Source organism: Bombilactobacillus sp. ESL1092, from assembly GCF_058107465.1.
This window is the reverse complement of record NZ_CM176594.1, coordinates 841,229-854,711: the sequence shown is the minus strand read 5'-3', so window position 1 is coordinate 854,711 and position 13,483 is coordinate 841,229. Positions and strand designations below refer to the sequence as shown.

Annotated in this window: 15 protein-coding genes and 1 riboswitch; of the genes, 10 read left to right on the top strand and 5 right to left on the bottom strand. The window is 38.0% G+C overall.

Annotated features, from left to right (window positions below; all coding sequences use genetic code 11):
- The first annotated feature begins 127 nt into the window (after positions 1-127).
- On the top strand, positions 128-655 hold the full coding sequence (locus AC3B6Y_RS03935) for a flavodoxin (RefSeq protein WP_489791447.1): 528 nt from the start codon (positions 128-130) through the stop codon (positions 653-655).
- 112 nt (positions 656-767) lie between these two features.
- On the opposite strand, the gene AC3B6Y_RS03930 is transcribed toward AC3B6Y_RS03935, so the two are convergent.
- Positions 768-1,310: a TetR/AcrR family transcriptional regulator gene (locus tag AC3B6Y_RS03930; RefSeq protein WP_489769390.1), complete on the bottom strand. Its 543-nt coding sequence runs from the start codon at positions 1,308-1,310 to the stop codon at positions 768-770.
- 122 nt (positions 1,311-1,432) lie between these two features.
- On the opposite strand from AC3B6Y_RS03930, the gene AC3B6Y_RS03925 reads away from it, so the two are divergent.
- From AC3B6Y_RS03925 to AC3B6Y_RS03905, 5 genes are all read left to right on the top strand, one after another.
- A complete protein-coding gene (locus tag AC3B6Y_RS03925) occupies positions 1,433-2,221 on the top strand; it encodes a hypothetical protein (protein WP_489791446.1) in 789 nt (262 codons plus the stop codon).
- A gap of 292 nt (positions 2,222-2,513) precedes the next feature.
- Positions 2,514-3,368, top strand: a complete 855-nt coding sequence (locus tag AC3B6Y_RS03920) for an ABC transporter ATP-binding protein (RefSeq protein WP_489791444.1) — start codon at positions 2,514-2,516, stop codon at positions 3,366-3,368.
- On the top strand, positions 3,365-4,222 hold the full coding sequence (locus AC3B6Y_RS03915) for an ABC transporter permease (protein ID WP_489791443.1): 858 nt from the start codon (positions 3,365-3,367) through the stop codon (positions 4,220-4,222). The genes AC3B6Y_RS03920 and AC3B6Y_RS03915 overlap by 4 nt, the downstream gene beginning before the upstream one ends.
- A 4-nt stretch (positions 4,223-4,226) precedes the next feature.
- Entirely contained in the window at positions 4,227-4,679 is a 453-nt protein-coding gene (locus AC3B6Y_RS03910; RefSeq protein WP_489769394.1) for a LytTR family DNA-binding domain-containing protein, read from the top strand.
- The gene (locus AC3B6Y_RS03905) at positions 4,676-5,068 is read left to right on the top strand and encodes a DUF3021 family protein (RefSeq protein WP_489791442.1); all 393 of its coding nucleotides are present in this window, start codon (positions 4,676-4,678) and stop codon (positions 5,066-5,068) included. Before AC3B6Y_RS03910 ends, AC3B6Y_RS03905 begins: the two co-directional genes overlap by 4 nt.
- A gap of 80 nt (positions 5,069-5,148) precedes the next feature.
- Here the strand turns inward: AC3B6Y_RS03905 and AC3B6Y_RS03900 are convergent, their stop codons facing one another.
- Entirely contained in the window at positions 5,149-6,585 is a 1,437-nt protein-coding gene (locus tag AC3B6Y_RS03900) for a nicotinate phosphoribosyltransferase (RefSeq protein WP_489790414.1), read from the bottom strand.
- Between the two features lie 210 nt (positions 6,586-6,795).
- A riboswitch (M-box (ykoK) riboswitch) is annotated at positions 6,796-6,958 on the top strand.
- A 204-nt stretch (positions 6,959-7,162) separates the two neighbouring features.
- Here AC3B6Y_RS03900 and mgtA point away from each other — a divergent pair.
- Positions 7,163-9,805, top strand: a complete 2,643-nt coding sequence (gene mgtA, locus AC3B6Y_RS03895) for a magnesium-translocating P-type ATPase (RefSeq protein ID WP_489791441.1) — start codon at positions 7,163-7,165, stop codon at positions 9,803-9,805.
- On the top strand, positions 9,802-10,047 hold the full coding sequence (locus AC3B6Y_RS03890; protein WP_489769397.1) for a hypothetical protein: 246 nt from the start codon (positions 9,802-9,804) through the stop codon (positions 10,045-10,047). Before mgtA ends, AC3B6Y_RS03890 begins: the two co-directional genes overlap by 4 nt.
- A gap of 142 nt (positions 10,048-10,189) precedes the next feature.
- On the opposite strand, the gene AC3B6Y_RS03885 is transcribed toward AC3B6Y_RS03890, so the two are convergent.
- Together AC3B6Y_RS03885 and AC3B6Y_RS03880 are read right to left on the bottom strand one after the other, a co-directional pair.
- Positions 10,190-10,645 (bottom strand): threonine/serine exporter family protein, encoded by a 456-nt coding sequence (locus AC3B6Y_RS03885; protein WP_489769398.1) that lies wholly within the window; start codon positions 10,643-10,645, stop codon positions 10,190-10,192.
- 12 nt (positions 10,646-10,657) lie between these two features.
- Positions 10,658-11,407, bottom strand: coding sequence for a threonine/serine exporter family protein (locus AC3B6Y_RS03880; protein ID WP_489769399.1), 750 nt, complete (start codon positions 11,405-11,407; stop codon positions 10,658-10,660).
- A 74-nt stretch (positions 11,408-11,481) separates the two neighbouring features.
- Between AC3B6Y_RS03880 and AC3B6Y_RS03875 the strand changes: the two genes are divergently transcribed.
- On the top strand, positions 11,482-12,114 hold the full coding sequence (locus AC3B6Y_RS03875; RefSeq protein ID WP_489769400.1) for an NAD-dependent epimerase/dehydratase family protein: 633 nt from the start codon (positions 11,482-11,484) through the stop codon (positions 12,112-12,114).
- A gap of 79 nt (positions 12,115-12,193) precedes the next feature.
- Entirely contained in the window at positions 12,194-12,457 is a 264-nt protein-coding gene (locus AC3B6Y_RS03870) for a SemiSWEET family transporter (RefSeq protein ID WP_489756828.1), read from the top strand.
- A gap of 199 nt (positions 12,458-12,656) precedes the next feature.
- Here the strand turns inward: AC3B6Y_RS03870 and AC3B6Y_RS03865 are convergent, their stop codons facing one another.
- Positions 12,657-13,412, bottom strand: coding sequence for a biotin--[acetyl-CoA-carboxylase] ligase (locus tag AC3B6Y_RS03865; RefSeq protein WP_489791440.1), 756 nt, complete (start codon positions 13,410-13,412; stop codon positions 12,657-12,659).
- Positions 13,413-13,483 lie beyond the last annotated feature (71 nt).

Below are 13,483 nucleotides of genomic sequence, written 5' to 3'. Positions count from 1 at the left end.
CTTGTCTCGAAATTATGAGGCAAGTGTTTTTTGATACTTGAATTTGACTAAATAATAAGTAATGATGGTCATAAAAAGAAATTATGTGAAAAAAAGTCAAAATCATTAACTTGAGGGGCGATGTGGAATGGTGAAAGCAAACAATCTAATTGTTTATTACAGTAGAACGGGTAATACAAAAGCGGTGGCACAGATCATTCAACAACTAGTTGGTGGTGATCTATTTGAAATCCAAGGAAAAGATACACCAATTCAAGACTACGAAGAACAAGTACGGCAAAATGTATTGGAACAAAATGAAAATATTTTACCAGCAATTAAAACTCAAATAACGAATTTTGAAGACTATCAAAAAATTTTTGTGGGGGCCCCCACCTGGAATATGGCCTTACCACAAATTGTCATGACATTTCTGAAACAATATGATTTTACTAATAAAATTGTCATTCCCTTTAATACCCATGGTGGTTTTGGCAGTGGTGCGAGCTTTACGCAGATTAAACAAACTGTGCGGGCACAACAAGTGTTGCCAGGTTTTTCGTTTGAAGGCGGACTAGAAAAACGGGGCATTGGCCTGGCTATTCAAGGGCGAAAACGTCAAGAAGCCAGTCAAAAAGTGCAAGACTGGTTGCGTAAGATTAACCTAAAAGCTTAAGGCTTGTGATAAAAAATAATGAGCTGCAATAAAAAGAACCACTTAGTTTGTCGGGCCTAAATCTGACAAATTAAGTGGTTTTTTCAATAACTATTTAATTGTGGGGAGAATTTTAGATAAATCCCGTTAAATAATTAGCACAAGTTAGCGCTAGTTGTTGTGGACTTTCCGGGTTAGCACTAGTTAACCAATGAATTAAAACGTTAAAGCTAGCACCGGATAAAAAGTAGAGTTGGTAACGATCAATGGAATTGGCGGGCATATTGCCTATGGATTCTTCAATATAGCGATCTAAAGTTTGCAATAATAATAATCCGTAACCCTTTTGATAAATCAAAAGTACGTAAGTCCGATTTTCTAAAAAAACGGTGAGTGATTGGGCAAATTTTTGCACGACTTGTTCATAAGAGAAGACATCTTTTAGGTTATTGTATTCGTGTGTTGAAGTTAATTTATCATGTAATTGATCCAAATAAAATTCAATCAGTTGAGCTTTGCTTTGAAAATTACGATAGAAACTACTGCGGGCAGTGTGGGCTTGTTTAGTGAGTTGAGTAATAGTAATTTCATTTGGTTCGTACTTTTTCAAAAGTTGGAAAAATGCAGTTATTAACTGCTGCTTGATGCGCTGATTTTCATTAGTTCCATAATACATGTTGTTTTCTCCCCTTATTTTAGTGACACAAATAAGTTAAAACTGTTGCACTAAATTATATTGTACTACTGCATTGATAACAGTATAGTAATCCTAATTAAAAATAGGAAGTGTCCATTATTATGCAGGAGATCACGATTAAAGTTAATATTGACGGTGACAATTATTCAGAACAACAATTACGATTGCTTCGATTTGAACGCGAAAAACATGTTTTACAGGAACTGTTGTATTTAGGAGCAAACATCAAATATCAAGGACGGGATTTAACCTATGAAGATGTGAATTACCTAAGTTATGAAGAAGCTACTCAGGTTAATTTACAGGCTAAAGCGGACTTAGGAATTGAAAAGATTCGACAATTATATGCAGAGTCTACCAAACGTTCAGAACAAATGTGGCGCGATATTGTTCAGAACTTTGATGAACAAGCTGAAATGATTCCTGCACGAGCAACTTTAGTAGTGACTGGAATGACTTTGGCACAATATCAAGAAAAATTAGCTTCTGTTTTGAGTGGCAGTGACTTATCTGTGATGTCGGAAAATCCCGAACATTTTCAGTTTACTGAAATGACTAACGGTGATGTAACAGAGAATTTGGGTATGGAAACGATGGGAATGTATGGTGGCCCGACCGAAGTTGTTTTGATGAAAGATGATCCCACGATTCAAACTAAAGTGACCGCAGATCCTGGGTTTCCACCAGCTAAGGCAGGTACTTCACGGTTACTGGATGGCACTTTACGGCATGATATTGCACGTCATCAAATGCGTGATATACCAAATGGCTTTGAGTTAAGGACTTGTGTTTATTTTCCTAAAGGAACGCCTAAAGAGATGGTTGAAGGTCATAAAATTCATTTAGCCTTAGAAGCTTATGAAATGATTAAAGCAGCAGTTGAAGCTTAAAATCAAATTTTATTTAAGATGTGGTTGAGACAAAAAAATTTGCAATCTTTTGTCCCAATCGCATCTTTTTTATTGCAAAAATTGGAATAGTAGTTAGTAGGATAGTCTGTTTCTAAATAATAGTTGCTTTTCAAAATTTAAGTAAAAAAGCAAAATACTACTTGATGAGTAAAAAATTTTAGGTACTTCATTGGCTTTTTAATAATCCAGAAATAACCACTTGTGTTCAATGCTGAGACAATTTAACTTTTCTTCGACATACTAACAATAACTGCTAGTAGAGGAGAAAAAAATGTTAATTGAAACTATTGGCTTAACTAAAAAATATGGTTCCAAGATTGCTTTAAATGCGATTAATCTTCAAATTGCCACTGGACAATTGGTCGCTTATTTAGGAACTAACGGTGCCGGCAAATCGACGACGATAAATATTTTAACAGGTTTGATGAAACCCACGACAGGAATCGTTCGCTATGCTGCCGACTTAAAGATGGGCGTTGTGTTTCAAGACAGTGTTTTAGACAAGAGGTTATCGGTGAAAAGCAATATTTTATCCAGAGCAAAAATGTACAAGCATTATGACAAAGACTGGTTAGCGGAGTTAATTGAAGTTATTGGAATCAAGCAATTTTGGAAGCAGAAATATGGCACTCTATCAGGCGGTCAAAGACGACGCGTAGACATTGCCAGAGCTTTAATTGACCAACCTAACTTGTTGTTTTTAGATGAGCCAACTACAGGTTTGGATCTACAAACTAGGTTAGTAATTTGGGATTTGTTACAGAAATTGCAACGCGAACAAGGTTTAACAATCTTTTTGACCACGCATTATTTGGAAGAAGCAGAAAATGCTGATCAAATGTACATCTTAGAAAATGGTAACCTTTTGGCCAGTGGTTCAACAGCAAGCATTAAAAAACGCTATGCTCCTAATAAATTGAAGATTCAAGCTGATGATGTTCAGAAAATTAAAGCTACCAGTGGTATACAAAAAAGGTCTGAGAATCAAATTGAACTATTGGGGTTGACTAGTAAACAGGCGATAGAGGTTTTACAAAATAATGCCACTATAATCCGTGATTTTGAATACCAGCAAGGTTCCATTGATGATGCTTTTATTAAAATTACGGGAAAGGAGCTGCAATGATGATAGCTTTGGTTCAGCGCAATATTAAAGTTTACTTTAGCAATGTTACAGGTGCTATGATGTCGTGTTTAGGGGCACTAATTGGTTTTTTTATTTATGTTTGTTTCTTACAAAGGTATCTTTTGGGGTCACTACCAGTTGTTTCTAATAAAAAACAGTTACTGGATTTGTGGATGTTGGCGGGATTAATAGTCATTGCGGGTATTACTACTTCTTTTCAAGCATTGAGTCAATTCGTGATCGATCGAGAAACTCATACAGCAGCTGATTTTCAATTGACCCATGTATCACCAGCCAAACGGAGTTTTAGTTATATTTTGGCGGCAACGTTTATTAGCTTCTTAATGCAAATCTTGGTGTTAGTACTAGCAGGTAGTTATTTTAAGTTAGTTGATAAAGTTGATCTACCAGCTGATTTTTATTTACCAGCAGTGGGTGTCATGTTTGTTGGTGGTCTGGCAGCCACTTTAGCTAATCAATTACTAGCGTTATTCATTAATTCCAGTACAACTTATAGTCACTGGGCTTCCATTATCAGTGCTGCATCCGGCTTTATCGTAGCCACTTATATGCCTTATGGGATGCTCTCCAAAAGTATGCAAACTTTGGTAAAATTAATTCCAAGTAGTTATGAAGCAGCCAGTTTACGTAGCCTTTTACTCAATGATTTGCGGGGAAGCAATCTGGCTTTGCCCTTGCGATTAAAAATGTTGCAGGATTTGGCAATTCATTTGGAAATTAAAGGACAACTTTTGACTAATGCCTTGAATACTTATGTAGAACTGGTGATCATAGCTGTGCTTTTGCTATTAGTTGCGGGTTTATCAATAATGATGAATCAAAGAAAGAAGTAATGATTTGAAAATTAGCGTACACATTGACCCTGGCCTGAATAAAGACGAGATTGCGGTAGAACTTAAGGCGGGTGCTGAGTCACTGGCGGTTGATAACTTATTATCCTACATTAAGCAATATGAGTTACAGGAACAAACTTTATTACCGATTAAAATAGCAGATCGGATTTTGACAATTAAGATGAAAGATTTAATCAAAATTGAAGTACAGGGTAAAAATTTAACCTATTATACTAAAGAAACTGTCATTGAGTCTAAAGGCCATTTATATCAAGTTTTAGAAAAACTAACTGCTGATTTTATTCAAGTTTCACGACATTGTGTCATTAATCTGGATTATCTGGATTCACTGGAAACGGGTTTTGCTGGCAATATGGTGGCTATTTTACAATTTAATTTAAAGACTGATGTTTCGCGGAAGTATTTAATAGAATTAGAAAAGAAGTTGGGATTATGATAAAAATATTACGTCAAGCTGTCAAACAGTTTATTACAGGGGTCGGATTTGGATCAATGGTTTATTTGCTAGTTTTGGCATGTATTCCTCATGAAATCAATATTTCTTTACTAACCGTTTTCGGCGTTTTCATATTTAGTGGATTAATGGGTGAAGGATCTTTTTTGATGGATACTGACTTTCCATTTTTAATAGCACTAGGATTACACTTCATTTTGATGTTGATTTTATTTTTAATGATGATGCTAGTTTGTCATTGGCCTATTGCTGTTTGGACGATTGTACTTTTTCTAGTGACATATATTATTATTTGGTTAGTGATTTTAACGCTCCGTGAGCAGCAAGTTCAGCGTATTAACTCCCGGCTACAAAAGCGTAAGTCCAAGTGATGGAAAGAAATAAAGTATAGAAATTAAAAACCACTGAGTAATCAGATTTTTAATCTGGCTTACTCAGTGGTTTTTGTTTCTTAGTTGTTTAAACTTTGTTGAATTAATTCGGTTTGTAAATCAGCCAATTTAGTGGTGATATAAACCGGATAAAAATCAGGATTAACCGTTCTTAATGTGGCTTCAGGTAATTCCGCTAATTTTTGCTGACATTGTTTTTGAATTTTGAACACGTCAGTTTCGCTTTTGACTACATGACCGTGGTCCAAAATTTGTTGTGATAATTCTTCAGCATCAAAGTTGGCCAGAGTAACCTGCTTTTTAACGGATAACGGATTGGAGTCCACTACTGACAAATTAGTTGGTAAAACTTCATCCGCTAAACTAATCACATCCGCAAAAGCTTGGTGATTTTGTTTGTCGTATAAGCGATAAGTTTTCTTAATGCCCGGTAAAGTTAACTTGTCGCGATTATCACTGACTTTAATCTTTGGAATTAATTGTCCGTCGTCAATGACGGCTGCTAATTTATAGACGCCACTGAGGACGGGGGAAGAAGCACTGGTAATTAATTTTTCCCCGACACCAAAGTTATCAATTTGTGCACCTTCATTGAGTAATGATTGAATGACGCGTTCGTCTAAGGCGTTTGAAACCGTGATTTTAATTTGAGACAATCCGGCATCATTGAGAGCTTGACGGGCTTTTTTGGTTAGTTGTGCAATATCGCCAGAATCAATGCGAATCCCACCTTGAACTTGCTGGCCGCCTTGCTGTAATTCTTGAAAGACAGTAATGGCATTAGGTAAACCCGAATTTAAGACGTCATATGTGTCAATTAAAAAGGAAGCATTGTTAGGGTAAATTTGTGCCCATTGGCGAAAAGCGGTAAGTTCATCTGGGAAAGATTCTACCCAAGCATGTGCCATTGTGCCAGCTGGGGGAATGTTAAACATTTGGGCGGCTAAGACATTTGAAGTACTGGTGCATCCACCAATAACTGCTGCTCGGGCACCGTTAACGGCACTGTCCGGTCCTTGGGCGCGGCGCGCACCAAATTCCATCACGGGTTTGTTGTGTGCGGCAAAAGTAATCCGGCGCGCTTTTGTAGCAATCAAGGATTCATGGTTTAAAATGTTTAAAATTAATGTTTCTAACAATTGCGTTTGAATTAAAGGTCCTTGGACAGTCATAATTGGTTCGCGAGGAAAGACTGGGGTACCTTCGGGGATTGCGGTAATGGAGCAGTCAAATTTAAAATTCTTGAGATAATCTAAAAAACTAGGGCTAAATGTGTTCAATGAAGCGAGATACTTAACATCGTCATCCGTATAGTGGAAATCTGCAACCGCTTCAATAACTTGTTGTAAGCCAGCAGCGATAATAAAGCTACCATTGTCGGGAACTTTGCGAAAGAAGACGTCAAACACGCCTTGCTTGTCTTTGCTAACTGCATCATAACCATTGGCCATGGTAAATTCATATAAATCAGTCAACATTGCTAAATTTTTCATGATATAGTTGTCCTTATTAATTTTTTGACAGAGTTCAACCAACCAATAGTGGTCTGAATAATCGGTCAAAACTATCACAGCTAGTATAGCATTACTAGGAAAGCATGAGTAGTTTTCACCGGTAAATACTTGATTTCTAATTGATTAAGCAGAATACTTGACTTGTCCGTTATCCCGTGTTAACTTATCATTTGTATTATATATAATTGATAACTAACTAAAAGAATAAAAGAGGCTCCTATTCGGACACATGCTACTGTACAGAAACGTTGCGAAACGCCAATGTATAGGACAGAACTTGCCGACCGAAGGCAAGTTCCCAAGTAGCTAGACTAAGTCTTTACGCCGGGTAGTGCTAAACGAAAATTTTAGGAGTCGCGAATAATTTTTTTGCGGCTTCTTTTTTTTGACTGTATCAATTGAAATTGTGACTAATGTCAGTTAGGCATGGTATGAAGAAATATTATTTGTATTACTAATATGAAGATTTTCTTTTTATCTCAACTTCAATGAAAGTTTATCAGGCAGTCAATAGGTGTTTATGAGCCTCCTTTGTTTAAAAACAAGGAGGTCTTTTTTGATGTTATCAGATCCAGAATTATTGAAGTTGGCTCAAGCGACTCCAGAGGCGGTGCAACAACAGTTTCACACGCAAACAACCGGTTTGACGAGTCAAGAAGTGACAGCTCTTCAACAAAAGTATGGGAGTAATCAGTTAGTTTATCACCACAAAACTCCCGTGTATCGCCAATTTTTACGAGCTTTTGCTACACCTTTTACACTAGTACTGCTGGTTTTAGCTGTCATTTCTTTTTGGACGGATTATGTTTTAGCCAGTCCAGCTGATAAAAGTTTCACGGCGACTGTAATTATTTTAGTCATGGTTATTGTCAGTGGCACCATGACTTTAATTCAGTCCATTCAATCAAGCAATGCTGCGGAAAAATTGCAATCGTTAGTGCAGGTTAATGTCCAGGTTTTTCGAGATCGACAATTACAAACAATTGCTTTGGCTGATTTAGTACCCGGAGATATTGTTAAATTAGCTGCTGGCGATTTGATTCCTGCAGATTTAAGAGTGCTGCAAGCCCGCGATTTGTTGGTATCACAAACGGCGTTAACGGGTGAAAGTTATCCGGTGGAAAAAGTAGTACAGTCAACGGACACTCATTATGAGCAAATTACTGATTTAAAAACATTAATTTTTATGGGGAGTAATGTGGTTAGTGGTACAGCTTTGGCCTTGGTTGTGGCTACCGGACAGCAGACGCGTTTTGGGGAAGTTACTCAAGGATTAACGAACAAAAAAATCACTGTGACTAATTTTGATGTGGGGATTAGTCAAACATCGTGGCTCTTAATTCGGTTTATGGCAATTATGGCCCCGATTGTTTGTGTTCTCAATGGTTTAACCAAAGGTAATTGGCTACAAGCCCTATTGTTTGGCGTTTCTACGGCAGTGGGCTTGACGCCCGAAATGTTACCCGTGATTGTGACTACTAATTTAGTCCGCGGAGCTTTAACAATGGCCAAACAGCAAACGGTGGTGAAGGACTTAAATGCGATTCAAAACTTTGGCGCCATGGATGTCTTATGTACAGATAAAACGGGGACGTTAACCCAAGATCAAATTATTTTAGAACATTATTTAGACGTGCATCAACAGGTCAATCCTCGCGTTTTACAGTATGCCTATTTAAATAGTCAGTTTCAAACGGGGTTAAATAATTTAATGGATCAGGCCATTATCCAAGCTGCGACAACTTTGGATTTGGAAGTTACGAATTATCAAAAAATTGATGAAATACCGTTTGATTTTAAACGGCGCCGTTTAAGTACAGTGGTACAGGTGCCCCAGCAAGCTGTCACAATGGTTACCAAGGGTGCATTTGAAGAAATACTACAAATTTGCTCTTATGTAGAGGACCAAGGACAAGTTGTAGCTTTGACGCCTGAGTGGCAAAAGCAATTGCAACAACAGGTCAGGAATTTGAATCAAGCCGGCTTGCGCGTGTTAGGCTTGGCCTATAAAACCAATCCTCAAGCCTCAGCTGATGCTAAATTAACAGTTGCTGATGAACAAGATATGGTCTTTTTAGGCTATTTAACCTTTTTAGATCCCCCGAAACAATCGGTGAAACAAGCATTATCTTCTTTGGCAGAGTATGGCACACAAGTCAAAATTATTACGGGTGATAATCAATTAGTAACTTCAGCTGTTTGTCAAAAAATTAATTTTGCAGTACAGAATGTGTTAACGGGACAAGAAGTCAGTCAATTAACTCCTGAACAGTTGCAACGCGCGGTGGAAACAACCAACGTTTTTGTGAAAGTTGGGCCTGAGCAAAAAGCTTTAATTGTGCAAACTTTGCGCAAAAATCAACATGTAGTGGGCTTTTTAGGTGATGGCATTAATGATGCACCGGCCATGAAAGCTGCCGATGTAGGAATTTCCGTAGATAGTGCTGTTGATATTGCCAAAGAGTCGGCAGCAATTATCTTATTACAAAAAGATTTGCAGGTCTTAGAACAAGGAGTTTTAGTCGGGCGCCAAACTTTTGGTAACATTATGAAATATATTAAAGCGACGTGTTCTTCCAATTTTGGCAACATGTTATCCGTTTTGTGTGCTAGTATCTTTTTACCATTTTTGCCCATGCAGCCATTACAATTACTATTTTTAAATTTGACTTATGATTTGTCCTGCTTAGTTATTCCATGGGACAGAATGGATCCCGAGTATTTAAAAGTTCCACGCAAATGGGAGGCACGCTCCATTGGCCGATTTATGGCAATTTTGGGACCGACGAGTTCATTATTTGATATTACGACGTATTTAGCCATGTATTTTGTGATTTGCCCACAAGTACTGGGGCATACTTTCGGACAAGTTCATGGTTTGGCGCAACAAGAATTTATGCAAATATTTAATAGTGGTTGGTTTGTAGAATCTCTCTGGACGCAGACTCTAGTTTTGCACGCTTTGCGAACACAGAAAATTCCTTTTGTGCAAAGTCGTGCTGCTAAGCCAGTACTACTTGTCACAATAGGGGCCGTCCTGGTTGGTTCATTAATTCCGTTTACCGCCATTGGACACTTTTTAAGATTGGCTCCTTTGCCAACTAATTTCTGGTGGTTACTCGGATTAACGGTAGTTTGTTATTTAGTATTAGTAACAATCGTCAAAAGAATTTACGTCCAACGTTATGGAGAATTGTTATGAAATCAAAGTTGAAAACTGAATTACGTTATCCTACCCAATTAATTATTGCCTTAACTTGGTTATGTATCGGAATTGCTTGGCTATTCGTGCAACCTGTAACGTGGACAACAGGGTTATTGGCAGGTTTGTTTATTGTTGGTGCCAGTTTAATGATTGTGGATTGTAGTACTAAAGGACACCGATTTGTAAAACGTATTTGGCAAAAATGTTGTAGCAAATGCCACTTAAAAGCCGAAGACTAACCTAAATTAAGGACTTAAGCATTTTTTGCTTGAGTCCTTAATTGTAGTTAGACAGTTAGATACAAGTTCCTATTCGTTGAAACACTACAATGTCTTAATTGATAGACATTCTTTGGCTTTCAAATTTGGCACAATATTTAACTTACTTTGGGTGCCGCAATTTGGTAGCGATATGTTGAAACCAAACTTCCCCAATCAATTGCGCTAGAACGTAGCCTAAAGCAATGGCCCCGGTTAATAAGGTAACATGTAAAACCTGTGTTAAGGCACTGTCACGTTGTCCAGTCATGAATTGTTCCAAGGCTTGGTAGGCACTGGCGCCTGGTACCAATGGGACGAGTCCAGGAATGTTAAAAATGGTACTGGGCTGTTTTTTTACCCGTGCTAAGATTAGTCCACTTAACCCGACGACTAGCGCCCCTAAAAAGTTCGCGGCAATTTTACCAACATTAATTTGAACCAACAACCAATAACAGGTCCAGCCTAAGCTGCCAGCAAATCCGGCCCAGCCTAAAGCTTTGACAGGCACTTGAATAAAGAGCCCAAACGCCACTGTGCCGATAAAACTTAACCCGATTTGTACTAATAAGTGATACATGCTAGCACTTCCTTAACTAATTAAATAAAAAGCAATCCCCACGCCGACAGCAATGGCGCCAACGACCATGCTGGACTCAATGCCGCGTTCAATCCCCGCTAACAAATTGCCTTCAAACAAATCTCGTAAAGCATTAGTCATCGGGACGCCGGGCACTAACGGCATAATGGCGCCAATGATAATGTTATTGATACTTTTACCACCAAAGAAATGAACGTCACCCATAGCCAATAAGGCAATTACTAACGCGCCGATTAATTCGCCGACGAACCGCAAACGACTGTGTTGCCCAATTACGATAGCGATCCAATAACCTAAAGCGCCAATGATAAAAGTACTCACAAAATCCTTCCAGTCGTATTTTTGCGTGAAGATAATCATTAAACACGCACTTTCTAAGCCCGCACCAAAGGTTTGCGTTGCTAAGGAAAATAAGGGGCGATCGCGCTTGATTTGCCGTAATTGTTGCTCAAAGGTAGCTAAATCAATTTCTTGAGCTTCGTACTGGCGGGAGAGTGTATTGACTCTGGTAATGTTATTCATATTGATGCCGCGCCGTGAAATTTGTAAAAAACGAGTATATGGCGCTTTTTTAAAGCTGACTAAAACTCCCGTTAAACTGGTGAAAGCGGCATTATCAACTTCTTGACCACAAAAGGCAATGCGGCGCATTGTATCTTCGACACGATACATTTCTGAACCGGCTTCCACTAAAATCTGTCCGGCTAAAAGACACACTTCCATTAATTGATCTTGCTGCATCTAAGCACCTTCTTTGAAACTAATTAATCATTATTATACTATATTCGTTAAATTGTTTGGGGGAGGTGAAAAGAGTGCAAGTTGGAATTATGGGCGGATCCGGTTATTTAGGACAGCAAGTGATTCGCCAGCTGCACAAACATCCGACTTGGCGAATTATTAGTTTTTCTCGTCATGGGCAGCAAAACTTGCCAACAAATATTCAGCAAATGGCTCAATTTGTAAGCACTGATATTTTGCACGATGATCAGTGGCAATATTGGTTAAACCAATGTGATTGGGTAATTGATTTAGTCGGAATTTTACGAGAACAGCCGCGGCAAAATATAACTTATCAAACGATGACTTTCGCTCCAGCCAAGATTGTGACAGATTATATTGTTCAACAACAATTAACCACGAAGATGTTGTATGTGGCGGCCAATTGGGCGCCGTGGGGCTTGAAAAAATATTTATTTTATAAAGATCAAACAGCCCTGTATGTCAAACACCAGTTACAGCAGCAAGCAGTGATTATCTATCCAAATTTAATTTATGATCGACAACGGCTAACTAGTTGGGGCTTGGCGCAATTATTACGACTGAGTAATTTACCAGCCATTGCGCCGATGACCCGCATAGCGTTTAGTCAAGAAATTGATAAAATTTTGCAACAGCAAGTGAGCTTTTTGCAACAGCGCCGTTTCTTGCATGAAAAAAATATGTAATTTTACTGTAAATTAAATCAAGGGTGTTTTAAACTAAAAACATTATTGTTATTTTACTGAACTGGGAGGAGTAAGGTTGATGTCAAAAAAAGAAAGATTTATGACTACTTTAGGCTGGATTGCTACGGGAACAGCGATTTTAATGTATGTTTCCTATATTCCACAAATTATTAGTAATTTACATGGAGCGAAGGGTAATCCAGCGCAGCCACTAGCGACCGTCTTGAATACCTTATTATGGGTTATCTATGCTTTGTTCAAAGATCATCGTGATTATCCATTGGCTGTTAGCAATGGTGCCGGTGTGATTTTTGGGGCTTTGGCAGTATTAACAGCTTTGTAAAAAAGCAAAGAGAAGTGGGGATCAAAAGAATTTTTCGTAAATTTCAACGAATATTTTCTTTTTACCCAACTTCTCTTTTTTAATTTTACCAACAATTTGGTAAGTGATTAATTGAGGTATTTAATGATGAATGTTGAAAATTAATTATGATAAAATTCTCAAATTTGAGAATGGCAATAAGCACCATGTCAGTGATTGATTAAATTGTTCGCACCTTCGTGGCATCACCACTGGCAATGACTTGCAAGCCGTGAGCGGTTTGTAAAATTAAACTGGCTTTTTGAGTAACACCGACAATTTGGCCGTAAACGACCTTTGGCCCCATTTGCACTTGCACTGTCTGGTTTTTCCAAGCCAGCTTGTCTTGATAGTCAGGTAAGAAAAAGCCAGTCGCAAAATGATCTTTGAAGTGCCAGATTTGCTGCAATAAATGGACGATCAATTGACAGATTGCTTGCTCAGTCGGTTGTTTGGTCAAAAGATTGGCCCCAATTGCTAAGTGATCTTGATAAAGATTAAGACCAATGCCAATAATAGCAACTTGGGGACGCGGCTGTTCGACTAAAATTCCAGAAATTTTCTGATCATTGACTAAAAGATCATTGACCCATTTAATTTGGGTTTCGAGTTGCCATTGTTGTTCAATGGCCTGATTTAAACACCAAGCAATACCGGTTGTTAAGAGTCCTTGATTTTGGGCAGTTAACTTTGGCAAAGCTAAACCAAGTGAGAGATAAATGCCACCAGTTTGAGAAATAAAGTTACGCCCTTTTTTACCATAGCCATTCGTTTGTTGATTACTGATCACTAGCTGAGGTGAAAATTTTTTTTGGCGGGCGACTTGTTGCTTTAATAATTGGTTGGTGGAAGTGACTTGATCATACCAAGCAATTTGCTGAGCTAAAAACGGCAGCTGCTGGTTTAATTGTTGTTCTAACAAAGTTAAATGTTGCATAATTAATTAGACCTCACATGAGTAAACTAATTTGAGCTTCAAAATAAAATAATTACGTAAAAAGAGACGAA